Source organism: Blautia intestinalis (genome assembly GCF_014297355.1).
Lineage (GTDB): Bacteria > Bacillota > Clostridia > Lachnospirales > Lachnospiraceae > Blautia_A > Blautia_A intestinalis.
The window spans coordinates 154,775-175,283 of sequence record NZ_JACOQE010000001.1 but is presented as its reverse complement, the minus strand read 5'-3'; the positions used below and the strand labels follow the sequence as shown (position 1 = coordinate 175,283).

Here is a 20,509-nt window from a genome sequence, read left to right as displayed (position 1 = left end):
AAAATCACATAGATATCAAAGGAGACCACAATGAATCATACAAATATAACAAATTTTTCTTCTGAATCATTATCTCCATCTTCTGATAAAGCAAAATTCCCTTCTGATTTTGTATGGGGAGCAGCTACCAGTTCCTATCAGATTGAAGGTGCTGTAACAGAAGACGGCAAAGGCGCACACATCTGGGATATTTTTACCAGAGAAGAAGGCAGGATCTTTGAAAACCATACCGGAGAAATTGCCTGCGATCATTACCATCACTTTAAAGAAGATGTAAAACTGATGAAAGAAATGGGCATTCAGGCATATCGTTTCTCCATCGACTGGAGCCGTGTCCTTCCGAATGGCTTCGGTACCGTCAATGAAAAAGGGATTGCTTTTTATAACGCTCTCATCGACGAACTTCTGAAAAATGATATCGAACCTTACGTCACTTTATACCACTGGGAACTGCCATATGAACTCTACAAAAGAGGCGGCTGGCTCAATCCGCAGATTGTAGAATGGTTCGGTGATTATGCGCGTCTCGTTGCGGAACGTTTCAGTGACCGTGTAAAAAATTTCTTTACTTTAAACGAACCACAGTGTTTCATCGGCCTCGGCTTCCTGACCGGAGATCATGCTCCCGGTGTACAGGCCCCGCTGCGTGATACTTTCGAGATGGCACATAATGCTCTGAAAGCACACGGCAAAGCTGTACAGATGCTTCGTGCCTATGGCAAACAGAAGCTTTGCATCGGTTATGCCCCTACTGCATCTATGTGCTATCCTGCAACAGAATCCGCACAGGATATTGAAGCTGCAAGAACCGCCTTATTCTCACTTCCTGCTGATAAGCAGAACTGGACCTGGAACGTTTCCTGGTGGTCCGATCCGGTCTTTTTCGGTCAGTATCCGAAAGAAGGCCTCGTAAAATATGAAAAATATCTTCCAAAGATCACGGATGAAGATATGAAGCTGATCTCCCAGCCGATTGACATGTACGGACAGAACATCTACAACGGTCAGTGCGTCCGCATGGGTAAAGACGGCAAACCGGAGTTTGTAAAACGCTATGAAGGATTCCCGAAAACCGCTATCGACTGGCCGGTGACACCGGAATGCCTCAACTGGGGACCGCGCTTCCTCTACGAAAGATACCAAACACCGATCTACATTACCGAAAACGGACTGTCCTGCCATGACGTTGTTTCTCTCGATGGCAAAGTACATGATCCGAACCGTATCGACTTCCTCGCAAGATATCTCGGTGAATTAAAAAAGGCAGCTACCGCTGCCGATATCCGTGGTTATTTCCACTGGTCACTGATGGATAATTTCGAATGGTCAAAAGGTTACTCTGAACGCTTCGGACTTATCTATGTAGACTACCGCACACAGCAGCGGATCATGAAAGATTCCGCTTACTGGTACCGTGACTACATAAAAAACAACGGTGAAATTTAATTCCGCCCCTTAAGAAGCTGTTCAATTTTTGATACAAACAGGTCAAATGCTACATTATTCCTGCCACTGTTGATCATAATATCTGTTTTTGCTCTTGTTGGCTTTACATACAGATAATGCATCGGTTTTACGGTGGCAGGATACTGTTCAATGATTCCATTCAGGTCTCTGCTCCGCCTTTGTTGAAATGGAACAACTGATTTTTATCTCCTCAGTATGGATATGAACAACTGATTTTCCCTGTTTAGTTATATCTTTTGATTAGATTTGTTTCCGTTTTAAACTTATTAACATGATACGGTATTTCTATATGTTACTTCTTTTCCTGAATCTCTAACAGCTTTTTCAGACGTGCAACTTCATCCTCAAGCGTTTTCCTTTGCTTTCTCTCATCTGCTACTCTCTTTTCAGCCTCAATCCTTAACTGTTTTTCTTCATCTGCCCGCTGTTTTTCTTCATTTGCTCGCTGCTTTTCTTCATCTGCTCGCTGTTTTTCTTCATCTGCTCGCTGCTTTTCTTCATCTGCTCGCTGCTTTTCTCTTGCAGTATTTCTTTTTAAAGCCCCAATATCTATTTCGTCCATATTCTCAAACAGATATCCCATACCATGACCTCCAATCTCGCCTATGATGTTACTGGCTTCTTCGTTCGGTACTTTCAATTTCATCAGTAATGACCATAATATTTTCTTGTATATCTCTTTTATCTCATCTGGTGCATTTCCATAAACAGACTCCACCATTTCCTCCGAACCCTTTCTGAACTCCGAAAGATCTTCCTCTGTCTGTATCTTATTAATCAGCATCACCAGTGACATTTCATCATGTTTTTTGCTGAGTTCTTCATTTGTATATTGCCTCACACTCACTACCTGATATGTAAAATCCGGGATGTATTTTTCCATTTCTTCTGAAAATTCAATGCGGTCTTTCAGATTCAAATCTGCAGTCCATTTCCATTTTCCCTCATAATATACAATCGGAATAATCAACGGATAGCGGAAATTTTTACGTCGGCTACTTCCTTCCTGGATTTTATTCTGAGTCGCTTTATACTCCTGCCAGATCACACACATGTACCGAAGCAACTGCATTGCCACATCATAATCAATGTCACTCTTGTGCTCGATCAATGACAATACGTATACTTCTCTTTCTATGATACCATCTGCTTTGCGGATATATACTTTCTTGATCGTGTCCGACTCAAATTCCACACCCAGAAATGCCTGATATTTCTCTGATACATCCTCAATATCCTCCGGCATCACATTTGACAACAACGGAATATTTGTGTAATTTCTCAGAAACTGGCTTGTCAGCCTGTTATTCTTAAAAATCTCCCGACTGTTTGCATTTCTCACATGTATTTCCGGCTGGTAGCTTGCGTTCTTTTCTCTTCTGTCCTGTGATGCTTTTTCCATTTTGCCTCCTAACCGGAAACAAATCACAGATCAAAAGATTATTACAGTCTTATTGTAACATGTACTATTTTCATCAACAAGATAACTCACACACTTTATAAAAGTTTTATATCTTTGATATATACAATCCAATAATCATTAGCCTGCAGTCTGCCAAGTGGAAATGCTAGGTTCATGCGGATTGCACATGGATGCAAAAATTATCATTCCTGCGGGAGACTTTGTGCTGTACATAGTACCCCCCACCCCACACTTTCATTCGGGTACCGGTCAAACCCGGGCAGGGGCTGGGCACCGCGGCGGAGATATGCCTTCACTTTTTCGCCCCAGAGAAAAGGATCGTTTCCTCTTACAATTCCCCATTCCATCATCAATGCTGCCGCCCCTGTCACAAACGGCGTCGCAAAAGATGTTCCCGTCACACCTGTATAGCCGCCTCCAACCGACGGTGCAAGGATGTCGACCCCCGGCGCGACCAGATCAGGTTTTGGATAAGGCAGGTTTTCTCCGCCCCGGCCGGTAAAATCAGCAAATGCATTTAACCTCGAATCATATGCCCCTACTGTGATCACTTTCGATGCAGTCGATGGAATCGTCAGGGTTTCTGCCGCAACCGGCCGGTAAAATCCTGTCACAGGATTCAACACATTTCCGCCCGGAAGCCACAGATTATAATTTCCTTCTCTGATTCTCCTGCCCTGCAGATGGATTTTCCAGATACCTGAAGTGAGATATGTTCCCGTTGGGAGAAAATCAACGTAGATCTCCTGTGTTACCTGAAAAGGTCCCGGTTTTCCATAATAAACCAGCAGCTCCGTCTCGCCTGCCCGATATCTCTGAGTACCGATTCTCTCCGACAGAACCGGTAAATTTTCTCCCGAAGGTGTCTCAAGAAAAATTTCAATTTCATCTGCATAAGCTTTCCATAACTGCAGGTTTAACGTCGTCTCATAGGCTCCTATGCTCATCTCCACGATCTCGCTCTGCCCTTGCTGCAGTCTTCCCGCGGTATGGATACGGTCATTTCCATTGTTTCCACTTCCCACGCAAATGACAGACCGCCCCACGTTTGCCACGTTGCTGATATAAGTCTCCAGAAGCGAATCCCCCTGATGTGTTCATTATAACTAGGGGAAAATTACTGTAAAAAAATTTGCAGTCTTTACACTGCCTGTTTTTCTACCGGATAAGGCGACTGATACTTAAATACAATATCAATGCTCTTATCTCCATTCACAACAATTTTTTCAATCAATTCTGTCACAATTTCTCTTGTCACTTCGGATAATGTTCCATACTTGATAAATTTCTCTATCCAGTTTTCATAAGATTCTTCTGCCTCTCCAAAGCTGTCTTTCTCTTGTTCTGCCAACTGAATCTTCGCCCTGATATCTTTATCCTGCTTTTCATATTCTGCCTTATAGGAGAGATATTCTTCTTTATCCAGAACACCATCTACATAATTTTCGTAAGTTTTCTTTTTATACTTTTGGACAGCCGCAAGTTCTTTTTGTAACCGTTCAATCTGCTGGTCTGCTTCTGCACATCGTCTCTGCACCTCCTTCTTCCTATCTGCTACTTTTAATATTTCATCCTTATCACTTTCTTTCAGTGCCAGTTCCGCTTGTCTTTGGATTTCATTTTTTACAATAGAATCCAATACTTCTTTTTTAATGAAATGAGAATAACAAACTGTGTTTCCTTTTTTGTGATAGGTACCGCACTCATAACCGTCCCGACAAGTAACCCTCTGGAAATTATATCCGCAATCTCCACAAACAATAATTCCTGCGTATGGATTTACCTTTCTCACTTCGCTATTAAATCCCGGTGTCCGTGTTCTTTTCTTCATAAGTTCCTGTACCTGCTCAAAAGTATCTTTGCTAATAATTGCTTCGTGCATTCCTTCCACAATATACTGCTGTTCCTCTGGAATATATTGATACTTTTCCACTTTATAGGATATCTTTTCTGATTTATGCTGTACCATAGCCCCTGTATAAACTCTGTTTCGCAAAATTACATTGATCGTAGGATATGCCCAGCCCTTTGCACCCGCTTTTTCTAATGCATTGGCATATTTCAATCCCTGCACCTTTCTCTTATACTCTGACGGTGTCAGAATTCCTTCCTGATTCAGTTTCTTTGCAATACCATCCCTGGAATATCCTTCCAAACTCATATAAAAGATTCTCCGTACCACTTTAGCTGCTTCTTCATCTACAAGAAAATGATGCTTATCTGCCGGATCTTTTACATATCCATATGGGGCAAACCCAGACATAAACTGTCCCCGTTTCTTCTGGGCGGTCAATGCACCTCTGATTTTCTTAGATATATCACGACTATACATATCATTAAACAACGTCTTAAACTGTGCCAATTCTTCATTACTGTGATGAACAGAATCCACGCCATCCAAAATTGCAATATAACGCACACCCAAAGATGGAAAAACACGCTCAATATAGTTACTGGTTTCAATATGTTCACGCCCAAGCCGGGAAATATCTTTCGTAATAACGCCTTGAATTTTCCCTTTGTAGATATCCTCCATCATCCGCTGAAATTCCGGTCTATTCGCAAAATAAAGCCCCGAATAACCGTCATCAATATAAATATCTGCGATTTCCAGATCCTCTGATTTAGTCACATACTCACGAATCAGTTTCATCTGATTTTCAATACTCTCACTAACTTTATTCTCTCCATCATCCTTCGACAGACGACAATATACACCCATCTGATACATCATATCACCCCATCTTTCTCAAGTATTCTATCTGGTGAACTCTCTACTGAAGCAAACTTAAAATATATATCTATTTTCTGCTCTGGATATACATAAATTTTATCAACTAACTCCACAAGCGCTTCTCTGGTAAGCTGCTTTACCGTTATTCTTCTGCGATTAAAGTGCTCCAACCATATCTTTGTTTCATTGACCGCCGCCCGCTGCCTTTGCTCTTCATGGTTCAGTTCTGATAATTCTTTTTGATATTTCTGATTCTCTGTTTCATACATCTGTTTTAATTCCAGATATTCCTCTTTGGAAAGTACTTCATCCATAAACTGTTCATATGCTCGTTTCCGGTATTCCAGATTTCTTTCTATTTTTGCCTGCAATTTTGCAATTTTACCATCCAGTTCCGGCTGTTTCTGTCTGATCTGAGTTTCCAGATTCTTCATATCCATCTTCATCTGTTTCAATTGCTGGTTGATTGCAAATACAACCAGTTCATCCAGCTTTTCAAATGTAATATGATTCAGCTCACAGTAATTCTGCCCCTGCTTCTGATGAAAACCACACATATATCCGTCATAGTCTTTATGAGATGCCAGATAACGTTTTCGCATGGCTGTTTTACATTTCCCACAAAAGAGCAGTCCCACATATTTATGTGGTTCATTGTTTTTATCAAAATAGGAAACTCTGCGCCCCTTTCTTATTTGCTGAACCCTATCAAACTCTTCTTTAGAAATGATTGCCTCATGTGCATCCGGCACCAGCTCCATTTCTTCCAGGGGAATTGCCTTTTTGTATTTCAGCTTATAAGACGGTCTTTCATGTTTCCGAATCACAACCGCCCCAGTATAGACCGGATTCTTTAAAATTCCACTTACAGTAGACGATGTCCACAGACCTTTTCCCGAATCCCATACATAATTGGTTTTTAAAACTTCCTTTTTATATTTTGCGGGACAAGGGATTTCATCTTCATTCAAAGTCCTGCAAATAACCGTACAGCCAAATCCATTTTGATACATTCTGTAAATTCTTCGAACAACCTCGGCTGCATAAGGATCAATTTCCAGATGATTATGAATTGTTTTACTTTTCACATATCCAAAGGGGGGCTGTTTCGGAGTATATTCGCCCATACTTCTTTTGGTCTGAATCGTTGTCTTAATCTTTCTGGATGTATCTCTCAAATACATATCATTCAGCAAAGTTTTTATTTCTAACATTTCATCATAAGTTCCAACGGCTGAATCATAATTATCCAGAATCGAAACAATCCGAATCTGTTTCTCCGGGAAATATTTGCCTAGATAATAGTTGGTATCAATATGTTCTCTTCCAAGTCGAGATACGTCCTTAAAAATCACCATATTGATAACACCAAGCTCAATATCTGCCAGCATCCTCCGAAATTCAGTTCTTTCAAAATTACTTCCAGAAGCCCCATCGTCTACATAAACTTTTTTCTCTGCAATATCTTTATTCTCTGCAATATAATCTCTTGCCATCTGAATCTGAGAGTGAATACTATTGCTGTATTCACCCTCTTTATTTTGCTCTTCAATGGAAATTCGGCAATAAATTCCTGCCTGATACATTCTATCCCTCTTTTCATCGGTCTTGCGTAGTCATTGTCTTTAATTGTCTTTATTTTACAACAAGAACTTAAGAAAATCAACCTGCAATTTTTCGTTCAGTAAGATTCTGAATGCACTGGATCAATGTCTTTTCCCCATTAAAATGCACTCGAATCTGATATCCTGCATGTTCATAGCTTACATTCTCTTTTTGGATTTCTTTTTTTGTATCCAGAACTTCTACAGAATCAAATAACGTATTCATGCTATATGCCTCCTTCAGCATACAGTTCTCTCTACATCCTATGCCGGCAGGATTGTACAAAAGTTCTGTATGAATTGAATTCGGCTTTCGAAAGCCTGATTACATTCTAAAATTATTCTGCACCAATCACATTGAATTGAAATTGACCGCAGATTGAGTTTTTAAGATTCATTTTCTTCCTATACAGTATCAATTCCTATTGTCCGGAACATTTGTTCGTGTTATAATAAAAAGACTTTAAGAATATAAAACACGAAAACCAAAGGAGGGATTTCTGTTGGAACGATGTGATTTTTCTTCTATTAGCACATGCCTAAAAAATCAAATCAGTGAAAGCAATCAGATGAACCAACCTGATTTTTTATACGAATTATTTGAAGATTTTATGAATGATCCGATAAATGAAGATTTTTCTATGGATAATGGTCTAATTTGCCGCTGGATAACCGGACAAGCAAAAATCAGTCCCAAAATAACCTCATATTATGCAAAACCCAGCAATCAGAAAAAACTGGCAACAACCATTCAGCGGAACTTACTTCCCTTAATGGCAGACTGCAACATGGTTATACAGGACATTTACACGTTATTCATACAGGACGATACGATTTCGGATACAAAAAAGCAGGAACTTGTATCTCTATATAAACCTTCTGATTCAAGGCTGTTGTTTTTAGCAAAAGTACTTTCTTTTGGTATGGAACGGCAATTTATTAAACGTGATACAAGAAATCAAAAACTGATTGCAGGAGGTGTTCTATCTCCGATTGTTCTGGATTACATTATGGACAGCGAAGTCCCAAAACCATGCCGTCATTTTCTAGGAAGAGAAGAAGAACTGGATGAACTCCATACTTTGTTTGAAGAGAACCGACATATATTTCTTTATGGAATTGCCGGAATTGGAAAAAGCGAGCTTGCTAAAGCCTATGCAAAGCAATACAGAAAACAGTACACCAATATTCTCTATATGGAATACACCGGTAATCTATATCAAGATATTGTAGACATGGATTTTATTGATGATCCACCAGAAATCAGTGAGCAGGAACGTTTTCAAAGACATAACCGTTTCTTACGCTCTTTGAAATCTGATACACTGCTGATCATAGACAATTTTAATGTCACATCCACACAGGACAGTTGCCTGTCAGTCGTATTAAAATACCGTTGCCGGGTTTTATTTACAACCAGAAGCCAACTGTCTGAATACTGTAGTTTTCAATTAAAAGAACTGAAAGATATACCCACTCTTTTTCAACTGACATCTGTATTTTATTCAGAAGCAGAGGAAAACCGGGCAATCGTAGAAAAAATCATAGAAACTGTACACTACCATACTTTTGCTGTCGAACTGGCAGCCAAACTTCTGGAAAATGGAATTTTAACTCCAGAGCAATTATTGATAAAACTTCAAGAGGAAAAGGCTTCTCTTCATAATGAAGATAAGATTAAAGTAATGAAAGATGGTCAGAGCAAAAAAGCCACCTATTACAACCATATCCATACCCTGTTTTCGTTATACTCCTTATCACGGAAACAGCAGGATATTATGTGCAATATGTGTTTTATGCCTTCATCTGGTATTTCTGCCCGTATATTTTCCAAATGGCTGGAGCTGCCTACTTTAAATGACGTGAATGATCTGATCGAGACAGGTTTTGTACAGTCAAGTCTCCGGCATACTATTTCTCTGCATCCAATGATTCAGGAAATTGCAGTTTCCGAGACCGCACCTTCTGTTACAAGCTGCCACACGTTATTGGATTCTCTGCAAAAAATATGTTTGATGCATGGCATTGAAGTTAGCTATTATAAAAAATTATTTCAAACAGTAGAAAACATCATGCTTTTCATTGAAAAGGACGATATTCCCCAATACCTGTTATTTTTAGAAGATGTTTTTCCATATATGGAGAAGTACCACTATCAAAAGGGTATGAAAAAAATCATCCAGGAACTACAGCATTTTATAAAAGCAAATACTTACGGGACTGCATCTGACCGTGCCTTACTATTGGATTATCAGGCAACTCTGGAACCCAAAACAGAAAAAGCGATAAAATTAGAAAAAGAAGCACTTGCTCAAATAAAAGAAACCACAAAAGAAAATGCCCACCTGGTTTCCAACCTCCATTCCAATCTTGGAGGGCTTTACCGAATCAACGGACAACTTGATCTCGCTAAAAGGCACATGAAAATGGGTATCTCTCTTTTACAACAATACCAGCTTCTTTATACTAATGACAGTATTCCTCAGATTAATAATTATGCTGTCCTCTTAATTGAAATACAAGAACCTGACCTTGCCCTGTCTGCTCTTCAGAAATTAGCACAGATTATCAAAGAATATAATTCAAACCACTGTTTGGATTATGCCCAGGTACAGGAATCCCTTGGAAGTATCTGCCTGATCACTGCAAATATTTCGCAAGCGAAAACCCATTTTAAAAAAGCCTTGAAAATTTATGAGGATATATGGGCAGACGAACCCGAATTGATTGAAGAAAAATATCAAGCAATTCAAGAATTGTATCCACAAGCTGGAATTGCTCTGGCAAAAAGTATTCTTCTCACCAAGCACTAACGGTTCCTACAAACACTTGTAAAATATATTGCCTCAATAATGTAAACGCCTAGTTTTGAGATACACTCCAAGACTAGGCGCTTGTCCATTTCCATTTTTTCTTAGACATGGAGCGTTTACATAAGGATCACTTTTCTTTTTTTGACACTTTTCGCTCCTCCTATCTCAAATTTTTTATAGTCTAGGTATATTGCCTTCATCAATGCCTGAGAACTTGTAAATATGCTCCTCTGCTTGTTCAATATGTAATAAAAGCAAATGCTCCGCCTATAGTGAATTCTCCTTTTATTATAAAAAGCCCACTTAATATATATAATAACGCATTTACAACCGTGTCTATTACTACAACACTGACAGTACTATATTCATCTAGCATTGCGTTCTTTTTATATGAATCCATCAAATCTTTTTGCAGACCTTCAAATTGAGATTTTTTTACCTGAAACAGATTCCAGAGCTTCATTTCATGAATTCCATTTATACACTCGGCAAACCAACTCATAAACTTTCGTTTATCCTCAATCCACTGTTCAAACACTTCCCGTTTCTTGTTTGCACAATAGGACACTATTATAAATTTCAGTGGAATAATTGCTTCTATCAATATTGCTAATTTCCAGTCTAATAAGGACAGCCCAACTACTCCTCCTATTATTTGGAGAATTGATGATATAGAAAACTGAGTAATCTGATCCACAACAGATGACACATTATCAATATCCATACCAATTGTATTTATAATCTCTGCACTTCCTCTTTCAGCAAAATACTGTATTTTCATCCTATTGATTTTCCAGTAAGTCTTTTTATAGAGAGAATGTGTAAACTGATTATGTACATTTGAAAATAATTTTGTTTGGATTATATTTAACTCTTGCTGGGTTAAAGAAATTATTATTAATATAACAGAAAATAAAAGAATGTATTTCATGTTTTTCTGCAATATACCACAATCTGTTATTTGTCTTATAAGCAGTGGGTGTATAAACGTTATGAATGATGAACCCAAAAGGCAACAGATAATCCCTGGAAAATACTTTTTATATTCACACAACATTTTACAAATTCGATACCATGTTTTCCCATTTTCTCTCATATCCAATTGCCATCCTCACTATTCGTTAAGCAAAATATTGACAAACAAGCTCATATATATCCTCTATATTGTAAGTTATTCCTATTCGATCTTCTGCATACAATTCATACATATTATTTTTACGCACAATATACATATCTATATCTGATGCCTTACTACTTTCAAATATTTCTTCCTCTTGATTCAAAAGAATAATATCAGGTTCATAAGCTATATATACTGTATAAAGGATATCGTTCAATGACTCATTGGAATCGTCATAATATTCTAAAGGAATTACATTTTCATCTAAAGGATTTTTCTGCAGATTTATTGCGTAATAACCGTTCTGACTAAACATCACTTTTAGCTGTATCATTTCCTCGTAATCTAAATCAATACCGGCAATTACCGGTATCTCTATATTGGTTTTATCCCTTATTACATTTTCTAGTATATCCGGATAATCAGATTTATGCGTTGCTATAGTCATCAAAAAGTCCATAACATCATCAAATCCTGCTGTGGGCTTTCTGTTTAAATATGTAGCAATATGTCCAGTGACAACAGGAGCCGCATAACTATTGGCTTGATTTACGATCCCATTCCACGAAAAATTTGCTATAATAGAATTCTCAATATTATAACCTTTTTGTTCTTGAAACAGAATTTGACCATTTCCCAAAAGACCATAACGATCCTGCCTGACACCAAAAACACCTGGATATGCAGCTGGATAAGTCTTTATATTTCTGTTATGATATGCTGCTACTATAATCGCATCAGCATCAAGTAATCTTTTTATTTGAATCCATAAGGGTTTAATATCAAAATAATTGATTGTTCCAAGACTCATGTGAATTAACTTTATTTTATTTTGAATACACCATTCCAAAGCTTCCAGCAAAACTGTGATCTGTGTTGTTCCTGCAGAGTCAGTCACATTCAAGTCCCATAATTCTATATCACTACATATGCTTGTGATAATTCCGACGCATACAGCGCCATGGAATGATTTATCGTCTTTATACTCACTTGGATCGCATTTAGAAGCCAAAAAAGATTTATGAACAATCCTTTGATTCCTGTTATTTCTCATATGATAAGGTATACCGTTATCAATCAATGCGAGCTTAATCATTTGCACTATTCCTATTCTTACCTGTTATATATCCAAGCCAAATATCGCATATTTATTATTCTCATGATAAACCTTGTAATTCTATGGTCAATAAAAATTCAAGTGTCGCTGAACCCTAATATGCTTCTCCAATCACACTGCCATCATAAGCATTGATCACATAAGAAAGCTCCTGTAGAGAATTTCCACCAATACTTTCCCTGACAGTAAAAATCCATGCTGGAACCAACCATGCGTGTTTCGGCTCCTGATAGGCTGTGGTATAAGTATACTGCAATTTTGCGTTTACCACATCATACTCCAGTGCGGTAGTGTCGTTGGCAGACTGGCCTTTTCCGGAATACCAATAAAAAATCTGATCTGTCAGCTTTGCCTGTATTTTTTCAAAAGGCAGAAGCTTTGTATTTTCCGTCACCGTACAGACTTCTTCCGATATCCCATCCCATTTAAAATATTTAATTCCTTCCTCTGTTATCAGAATAGAGATTGTTTCTACCTGGAACGGAGGCACATAACTATCCACTGTTTCTTCCGCAACCACGCCATCAGGAACTGAAGTAATACCCTCTACACTTTTCGAAAAACAATACAGATATCCCGGTAATCCTCTATCCAGATCTCCCTGCCACAAAGCATCACTACCAAGTCCCAGACCATTGCGCTCTGAACATGCGCCATTCGGGAACCACACGGTACGATCAGAATCTACAAGGCCCATTCCATCGATACCTAAATCCTCTAAAACTTGTTCTGCCTGTTCCTTTCCATCTTCCTCTGTAAAGGTGATCTTGTCCATGCACTTTCGATACGCATCTGCCAGTTCATGAAATTTCTCTGTATAGCCGTTGGTATCCATGCCAAAGCTACTGTAATACTCACTCTGCATTTCCTCAGTTTCTATTGTTTCTTCTTCTATAAAATTAGAACCCTCCATCCAGAGAAAACTACTGTCATTGTCAATTTCCTGATTATACCGCTCTGCTTCTATATATGCCTTCCTGTCCTCGCCCACATCTGCAGTAAAATAATCCTCTGTATCTGTGTTTTCCAATTCAGTACTCATCCAACTCCGTGCCGCTTCCACACCGTGATCCTCTGTTTTTTTTTGAAATTTTATCTCCATCTTTTCCGGTGCAGACGCTTCATCCGGTGCAAGCTCCATCCCCTCTCGGGTTGCGTTTTGAATCCCTGCAATCGATGTAGAATATGCTGATTGCAAGTAACTTCCTTCCTTGCTGGAAATCCTGTCTAACACTTCCTGATACGCATCCTTTGTCACCATCTGTGGCATATATAGTTCCTCACCGTCCGTAAAATAATCAATCAATCCATTCAGTTCTTCCTGCGTTAACTCGTGATTTTGCATCTCTATGACTGGAAGATTGCCAATGCTTTGTTCGCCCAACTTAATATCTGCCTGGATAACCACACGGTCGTTGCTTTTCTTTTCTTCAAATTTCCAATGCGTTGGAACATTTGTCTCTCTCTTTTCTCCTTTTTTAAGAGGTTCACAGACAGCCGCCTCGCTAATCCCATCCACTTTGCTGACTACCGAACTCTCCTCTGGTGTTTCCTGACAGCTGGAAAGAATAATACACAACGCACCTACCATAATTGCTAGAACACTTTTTTTCATTTTTCCTCCATATATCTTATAGAATTGTCGCTTTTTCACGAAACTTCAATTATAAACTCTTTAACTTATAAATACCTTCCTGACACTATTAACGTTTTCGTATATTTTTTAGAAACAGACTACCTTATTTATTTTAATGTATAAGGCAGTCTGTTCTATGTACTAGTAACTATAACTTGTTAGTACATTACGCTATTGTCATTACTAATAACCACTCTTGAAGCATCCGCATTATGCTGAGATAACCAAGTCGCAGCACAATATGAACATGGGCAACCACATCCACAAACGCACCCAAAAGACTCAATCGTGTTCCTGTTTTTCTTCATATTTTTGTTGAGTTTCTTCGGTGTTTGAATGCATTTAATTAATACCTTTCCCATATTCTTTCCCCCGTATTTTTATTTTATCTGCGTCAGGACACCTGCATCCATCTCACAGATCGTATCGCAGAGCCATTCGATCTCCAGCATGTTATGTGCTGCGATAAGAATAGTCTTCCCTCGTTCCTTTAATCCCCGCAAAAGCTCGCAGACCTCTCCTGCCCCCTGCTTGTCCAGACCATTAAAAGGCTCGTCCAATATCAAAAGCTCCGGATCTTCCATGATTGCCTGTGCGATACCAAGACGTTCACGCATTCCAAGAGAATACTGTCCTACCTTCTTTTTAGACAGAGGATCAAGCCCTAGGGCACGCATCGTCGCCCTCACATCGTCATCGGAAATACGGTGTTTCAGAGACGCCAGTCTCTTTAAATTCGCAAAACCGCTGAGATCCAGAAAGAAGCCAGGGTTTTCAATGATAATGCCTACGGAATCTGGAAAGTCCAGCTCCTTCCCGATCTGTTTTCCCCCTACGAGCACTGTGCCGCTCTCAGGTTGTAAAAATCCACAGATGCATTTAAACATTACGGTTTTCCCTGAACCGTTAAACCCCATAATCCCATGAATCTTCCCTTTTTCAAAATCATGGGTAATGTTCTTTAATACTTTTTCTTTTTGAAAGGATTTTGTCAGTCCCTTCAACCTGATTGCATATTCCATTTTGCCCTCCATTTATTCGTTTGTCTGCGTAAAAGAGAAATTATAGCCCTTAATTCGGACGGCTGACAAGCCGATCAGCGCTATGATTAATATTGCAAATATGAACATGCTCATCCCGATCCCTGGCAGGTAATCATAACCAAAGCTGTGCATGGGAAAGGTAGCTTGGTTCAACGGAGACAGCCAGCCGCAGAACACGTTCGCCCTATATTCCTGACTTTCTGTAAAATGAAACAGTTTCCGGAAAACATCTGGGTTCAGCAGGAGCCCATACAGACTGACTGCAAAAGCACCGATCACCCCTGCCATATTTCCCGCAGCCAGATTTAAAAACAACATGAGAACTGCGATAAAAAGAGTATATAAAAGTACAAGTCCAAACACTATTGCTGCGCACATATAAGGAGTTGAGCTTTCCATTGTTTTTATGGAAACAGGAACGGTTATGCTCTCCCCACCGCCATAGCCCAACATTGCCGCTGTTTCGCTCCACACATTTCCCGTAAAGGAAAAGGGAGCTCCCATAATTCCAAGCATCACAGCCAAAAAAATATTATAGATCACAGTCGCCAGGATCACATAGATAATCTGACCCGCAAGCCATATCTTCCGTTTTGTGCGTACAAGCCAATACGGAGTTGCCTGACTGATAAATGGCATGTCCGCAAAGAGCAGGATTAAAAGCAGGGAGGACAGCATAACAGAGGATGCATCCCCATATGTCCAAATAAACGGCTCGAATACCTGAAGGATTGTCTCATATTTTATCGCATGGGAAATAATCTGATCCGACAGCATCAGACATAATATAGCTGCCAAAATAAAGGTCATCCAGATCCTCGGACTTTTTTTCCATCCATAGAAATTCTGGCCTGCAATCCAAAAAGCCTGTTTAATATCACGCATACCGCAACCTTCTTTCTATTGCGCACATAAAGATCAGTGCCGTTAAAAAACTTCCAACCGCTAATATAGCAATGCAGAAGATATCATTGTAGTAAATAGACGCCGCCCAATAGCGGGGACTCAGAAAGAATGCTTTTTGATAGTAACGCTCCTGAAATACGGTCAGGACATAATAAAGAATAAAAGGAACGGCATAGGACATATAGCGATTTTTTGTTATGACAGCCGACGTACCGCCAATTAGCGCCCAAAAAGCGCCATTTAAAAACAATCTCAGAAAGCTTACCGCCGTTCTGCCCACAAGCACTGCCATCTCATAATTTCCGTCAATCAGAGAAGGATACTGACCGAACCTCAGTATACAGATTACAAGAAGGAACACCATGGCTAAAAAAGCTGTCAAACCTCCGGAGACCAACAATCCTGCTGCTTTTCCTACGAGATACTGTTTTCTCCCTGAACGGATATAACTGAACAGAAAAAAACGACTGTGCAGCTCAGCCTCCGTATTCTCTCCACCCGCAAAAGCAACGGCAATGGGAACAAACAGAAGCATATTAACGCTGTTCATACAATAGGTGTATGCTACGAACCAGCCTGGTCCTTCTGCAGATCCGCCTGCATTTATGATCTTCTGCAACATCTCATGCTCAGACATCAGGGTAGCCGAAACGATTAGAAAAATCCCCAAAATAAAGCGAATGCTTCGAATATTGTTTTTTATGTCCGTTGCCAACACATTTCTCATACGCTTTTCTCCTCACTTCAAACAGCTATAGACTTGATTTTTTTATTTTTATAAAATCCTAGTTTTTTGCAATAATATCACTATTTGTATAAAACTACACTCCTTATCAAACAACAGTTAAGGACTTGCAAAAACTGTTGTTCCTACTGAAAGCATTGCAACAGCTGTAAAAATTGATAATATTTTAAATTTTCTATTATTCTAAGTTCTACAAATACATAAGCCGCCAGTTAAGTACGATTAGTTTTATTATAATTCAATAAATTCCATCCAACTTTCCACATTTTATTGTACAATTTTACCATTTATATAATAACATGTCAACATTTAATGAACGTTTATAACAAAAAAATGCAGGGCTATAAAAAACTAAAGAAATTGCTCTATTTTACAAAATTATATCCTATTTTTCAATTCCAACTCAATTTTCCCTCAATGTCTTTTTCCTCCAACTTTCGTATGCTTATCTCACAGCAAAGCAGTACCACACCGGTACAGCCTGCTGAATTAATCAATACGAAAATGGAGGTGTTTTTTATGCGAGAACTCAGAAACACAAAAATCATTGCTGTAGATCACGGCTACGGCAACATGAAAACAGCAAATACCGTCACACCAACCGGAATCAAAGCCTATGAAACAGAACCCATCTTCACCGGGAATATTCTGGAATATAACGGCATTTACTACCGGATTGGCGAAGGACACAAAGAATTTATCCCAGATAAAGCTATGGACGAAGAATATTATCTTCTAACTCTCATGGCGATTGCAAGGGAACTGAATGTCTTTTCCATCCGTGAAGCAGACGTTCATCTGGCTGCCGGGCTTCCTCTGACATGGATCAGAAACCAGAGAGAAGATTTCCGTTCCTATCTGCTCCAGAATCCAGAAGTCCATTACCGATTTAACAGCAAAGAGTATCATCTCCGTTTTGTGGGATGCAGCCTTTACCCGCAGGGATATCCGGCTATCGTAAACCGACTTGGAGATTTCAAGGGGACAAATCTTCTTGCAGATATCGGCAACGGAACCATGAACATTCTGTATATCAATAATAAGAAAGCACAGGAAAGCCGGTGCTGGACAGAAAAGTTTGGCGTAAACCAATGCATGATTGCCGCTAAAAACGCTGTTCTGGACAACTTCGGAGTAAAGATTGAAGAATCTACCGTAGAGCAGATTCTGCGGTTTGGAACCGCTGACATTTCAGCGTCTTATCTGGATTGTATTACTGCTGTTGCCAGACAGTATGTCACAGATATTTTTGCCACGCTCCGCAAATATGAATACAATCCTGGCCTGATGCGCCTGTATGTGGTCGGAGGCGGTGGATGCCTGATCCGTAACTTTGGAGCGTATGACAAATCACGAGTTACCATCCTTGATGATATCTGTGCCACTGCCAAAGGTTATGAATCTCTGGCTTATATGAGCCTGAAAAGGAGGGGATAAGCCATGCAGAACCATATCCGCAACACAAACCTGCGATTTAATCTGGACAAAGACCAGCAGCGGAGAGCCTGGGAATATTTACAGACGATGGACAGACAGAATTTTAAATCTTACAGCCAGGTAATCTCCCTTGCACTGGTCGATTATTTTGACCGCTACTACCGCACTCAGGCTGATCCCTATCTGGAAACAAGGGAACGGGAAGAACTTTTTGTGAAACAGATTGTAGAAGCAGTAGAACACAGCCTGAAACAGTCATTGCCGATTTTTCTGTCCGGGCTGACTGCAGGCATGTTGGAAAGGGAATCCCCCATCAGGATGCCCTTTCCAGCTCCTGAAAAAGAACAGCCGGATCGTGATATAGACTGGGATTTTCTTGGAGAATAAACCATTGTGATTGGAGGTGAACACATGACGGACTTTCTGACAGCAGACACAAGCCTGCCATCTTATATGATGTTTCCCCGTTTTCTTCTGGACATGGAAATAAACGAAACTGCCAAAATGCTTTATATGATCCTGCTCGACCGTGCAAGGCTTTCCCAGAAAAATGAGGGCTGGTCAGATACAAATGGTCATGTGTTCCTCTACTTTACGATTGAAGCACTGGCAGAAGTTCTCCACAAAAGCCAGATGACGGTGAAAACTGCTCTGGCAGTACTGGAAAAACAAGAGCTTATCTTCCGAAAACGGCAGGGACCCGGACACCCTAATCGGATCTATGTAAAAATCCCGAAAGAAACCCTCAGCAATACAGACAGAATTCTTTCCTCAAGACAGACAGAAAACTGTCCTATTGACAGACAGGATTCTTTCCCTGATACAGACAGAAAACTGTCCAGTAATAAGAAAGAGATAAAAAAGAACCATTTAACAATAAGAGGGAGTAAAGAGCCACGCTCACCCTATGGAACATTTCAAAATGTTTTTCTGTCAGAGACGGAGCTGGAAAATATCCGGCAGACAATCCCTGACTGGCAGGACTATATGGAACGCTTATCCGGTTATATGGCTTCTACCGGAAAGCAATACCAAAACCATGCAGCTACCATCATCCGTTGGGCAAGACAGGATCATCCTGTTTCCCGGCAACGAAATTATGAAAGTGAGGAATACGAAACATTATGACAACATTTACAGAAAAACCAACAGCTATCACACCAAACAGAGAGCTTCAGTCTGATGAATATTTTAACGAAACAAATCACCTGATCTACTGTTCCAAATGCAATACGCCAAGACAGTGCAGGCATGAATTACAGGGAAAGGTTCTTATTCCTTCCATCCGCTGTAAGTGCCAGCAGGAGATCTTTGAACAGGAGGAAGCCCAGAGAAAACTTCATGAAAAGCAAATGGAAATAGAGCATCTCAAAACCAGCGGCTTACAGGACAAATCACTTTATGACTACACCTTTGCCAAAGATAACGGCAGCAATCCGGAAATGAAACTTGCACACAATTATGTAAGTAACTGGGAAGAGATGAAAGCAAACGCTTCCGGACTTCTCATCTGGGGCGATGTCGGTACTGGAAAATCTTTCTTTGCAGGCTGCATTGCCAATGCCCTTCTGGAAAAAGGCGTCCCGGTACTGATGACCAACTTTTCCCGGATTCTGAATACCCTTACCGGAATGCATTTTGAAGACAGGAATCAGTTCATCCACAGCTTAAACCGCTACAGCCTTCTGATCATTGATGACCTCGGAATTGAACGGAACTCTGACTTTGCACTGGAACAGGTATTCAATGTGATTGACAGCCGTTACCGCAGTAAAAAGCCCCTGATCATAACAACCAATCTCACTTTATCAGAGCTGAATAACGCCGCTGATATCGCACACAAGCGAATTTATGACCGGATTCTGGAGAGATGTGTTCCCATCCGTATCAATAACCGGAATATCCGTCAGGACAATGCAACAGCTAATTTAAAAAAAACGAAAAAAATTCTGTTAGATAATCACACTTCAAACCAGAGTTGAAACAAAGCAGCATCGCACAATAACTATTTTTCACTGACAGTAGTACTACTTTCTTTTCTTATTTATCACCAGAGACATGCCACTGTCAGTTATCTAAAACTATAGTACTAAACCACAAGATTTTAAAACTAAATCGCCCGGATACGGGCATAAAAAGGAGGTGCCAGATATGGCAAATAAAAGAATTATGACACCAGAAGAAAAAGTGCTTTTACAGGCAAAACACAGACTGGAAGAAATCGAAGCAAGAAACCGTAAAAAGGAACGTAATGCCAGAACACGCAGATTGATTCAAGAAGGAGCGATTCTGGAAAGCATTGCTCCACATATTAAAGAAATGGATTTAGATACCCTAAAGCGGGAGCTGATGCTCCGGCTAAGAGGAATGTAAATACACAAGTTCTACTCCCGAAGGGCGCACTTACTCACCACCCGATAAATCGGGCGGTGGTATCCCCTACGGGGCTCGTGCGCTCTGCCGA

18 protein-coding genes are annotated in these 20,509 nt (G+C 39.9%); 7 read left to right on the top strand and 11 right to left on the bottom strand.

What is annotated here, in order from left to right:
* Positions 1 to 30: 30 nt before the first annotated feature.
* On the top strand, positions 31 to 1,446 hold the full coding sequence (locus tag H8Z79_RS00735; protein ID WP_118039329.1) for a GH1 family beta-glucosidase: 1,416 nt from the start codon (positions 31 to 33) through the stop codon (positions 1,444 to 1,446).
* A gap of 313 nt (positions 1,447 to 1,759) precedes the next feature.
* On the opposite strand, the gene H8Z79_RS00730 is transcribed toward H8Z79_RS00735, so the two are convergent.
* The 5 genes from H8Z79_RS00730 to H8Z79_RS00710 form a co-directional block, all read right to left on the bottom strand.
* A complete protein-coding gene (locus H8Z79_RS00730; RefSeq protein WP_118039328.1) occupies positions 1,760 to 2,869 on the bottom strand; it encodes an Rpn family recombination-promoting nuclease/putative transposase in 1,110 nt (369 codons plus the stop codon).
* A 203-nt stretch (positions 2,870 to 3,072) separates the two neighbouring features.
* Positions 3,073 to 3,945 (bottom strand): S8 family serine peptidase, encoded by an 873-nt coding sequence (locus H8Z79_RS00725; protein WP_330607514.1) that lies wholly within the window; start codon positions 3,943 to 3,945, stop codon positions 3,073 to 3,075.
* Between the two features lie 86 nt (positions 3,946 to 4,031).
* Positions 4,032 to 5,624 carry a recombinase family protein gene (locus H8Z79_RS00720; protein ID WP_005428244.1) on the bottom strand — a complete coding sequence of 531 codons (1,593 nt, stop codon included), beginning with the start codon at positions 5,622 to 5,624 and terminating at the stop codon, positions 4,032 to 4,034.
* Entirely contained in the window at positions 5,621 to 7,210 is a 1,590-nt protein-coding gene (locus H8Z79_RS00715) for a recombinase family protein (protein ID WP_009245397.1), read from the bottom strand. The genes H8Z79_RS00720 and H8Z79_RS00715 overlap by 4 nt, the downstream gene beginning before the upstream one ends.
* A gap of 76 nt (positions 7,211 to 7,286) precedes the next feature.
* The gene (locus tag H8Z79_RS00710; protein WP_009245398.1) at positions 7,287 to 7,454 is read right to left on the bottom strand and encodes a hypothetical protein; all 168 of its coding nucleotides are present in this window, start codon (positions 7,452 to 7,454) and stop codon (positions 7,287 to 7,289) included.
* 343 nt (positions 7,455 to 7,797) lie between these two features.
* Between H8Z79_RS00710 and H8Z79_RS00705 the strand changes: the two genes are divergently transcribed.
* The gene (locus H8Z79_RS00705; protein ID WP_005428247.1) at positions 7,798 to 10,041 is read left to right on the top strand and encodes a tetratricopeptide repeat protein; all 2,244 of its coding nucleotides are present in this window, start codon (positions 7,798 to 7,800) and stop codon (positions 10,039 to 10,041) included.
* A 238-nt stretch (positions 10,042 to 10,279) separates the two neighbouring features.
* Here H8Z79_RS00705 and H8Z79_RS00700 read toward each other — a convergent pair whose 3' ends face one another.
* The 6 genes from H8Z79_RS00700 to H8Z79_RS00675 form a co-directional block, all read right to left on the bottom strand.
* Positions 10,280 to 11,137, bottom strand: a complete 858-nt coding sequence (locus H8Z79_RS00700; protein WP_015526198.1) for an ABC transporter transmembrane domain-containing protein — start codon at positions 11,135 to 11,137, stop codon at positions 10,280 to 10,282.
* 25 nt (positions 11,138 to 11,162) lie between these two features.
* On the bottom strand, positions 11,163 to 12,257 hold the full coding sequence (locus H8Z79_RS00695; RefSeq protein ID WP_009245400.1) for a S8 family serine peptidase: 1,095 nt from the start codon (positions 12,255 to 12,257) through the stop codon (positions 11,163 to 11,165).
* A 115-nt stretch (positions 12,258 to 12,372) separates the two neighbouring features.
* A complete protein-coding gene (locus H8Z79_RS00690; protein ID WP_005428257.1) occupies positions 12,373 to 13,893 on the bottom strand; it encodes a DUF6034 family protein in 1,521 nt (506 codons plus the stop codon).
* Positions 13,894 to 14,294: 401 nt separating this feature from the next.
* The gene (locus H8Z79_RS00685) at positions 14,295 to 14,936 is read right to left on the bottom strand and encodes an ABC transporter ATP-binding protein (protein WP_009245407.1); all 642 of its coding nucleotides are present in this window, start codon (positions 14,934 to 14,936) and stop codon (positions 14,295 to 14,297) included.
* A gap of 12 nt (positions 14,937 to 14,948) precedes the next feature.
* On the bottom strand, positions 14,949 to 15,842 hold the full coding sequence (locus H8Z79_RS00680) for a hypothetical protein (protein ID WP_005428264.1): 894 nt from the start codon (positions 15,840 to 15,842) through the stop codon (positions 14,949 to 14,951).
* On the bottom strand, positions 15,835 to 16,590 hold the full coding sequence (locus H8Z79_RS00675; RefSeq protein ID WP_005428267.1) for a hypothetical protein: 756 nt from the start codon (positions 16,588 to 16,590) through the stop codon (positions 15,835 to 15,837). Before H8Z79_RS00675 ends, H8Z79_RS00680 begins: the two co-directional genes overlap by 8 nt.
* Before the next feature lie 537 nt (positions 16,591 to 17,127).
* On the opposite strand from H8Z79_RS00675, the gene H8Z79_RS00670 reads away from it, so the two are divergent.
* From H8Z79_RS00670 to H8Z79_RS00650, 5 genes are all read left to right on the top strand, one after another.
* Positions 17,128 to 18,045 (top strand): ParM/StbA family protein, encoded by a 918-nt coding sequence (locus tag H8Z79_RS00670; protein WP_009245410.1) that lies wholly within the window; start codon positions 17,128 to 17,130, stop codon positions 18,043 to 18,045.
* A gap of 3 nt (positions 18,046 to 18,048) precedes the next feature.
* A complete protein-coding gene (locus H8Z79_RS00665) occupies positions 18,049 to 18,432 on the top strand; it encodes a hypothetical protein (protein ID WP_005428271.1) in 384 nt (127 codons plus the stop codon).
* Between the two features lie 24 nt (positions 18,433 to 18,456).
* A complete protein-coding gene (locus H8Z79_RS00660; RefSeq protein ID WP_005428274.1) occupies positions 18,457 to 19,173 on the top strand; it encodes a replication initiator protein A in 717 nt (238 codons plus the stop codon).
* Positions 19,170 to 20,027, top strand: coding sequence for an ATP-binding protein (locus H8Z79_RS00655; RefSeq protein WP_005428275.1), 858 nt, complete (start codon positions 19,170 to 19,172; stop codon positions 20,025 to 20,027). The genes H8Z79_RS00660 and H8Z79_RS00655 overlap by 4 nt, the downstream gene beginning before the upstream one ends.
* 169 nt (positions 20,028 to 20,196) lie before the next feature.
* Positions 20,197 to 20,418 (top strand): hypothetical protein, encoded by a 222-nt coding sequence (locus tag H8Z79_RS00650; RefSeq protein ID WP_005428277.1) that lies wholly within the window; start codon positions 20,197 to 20,199, stop codon positions 20,416 to 20,418.
* Positions 20,419 to 20,509 lie beyond the last annotated feature (91 nt).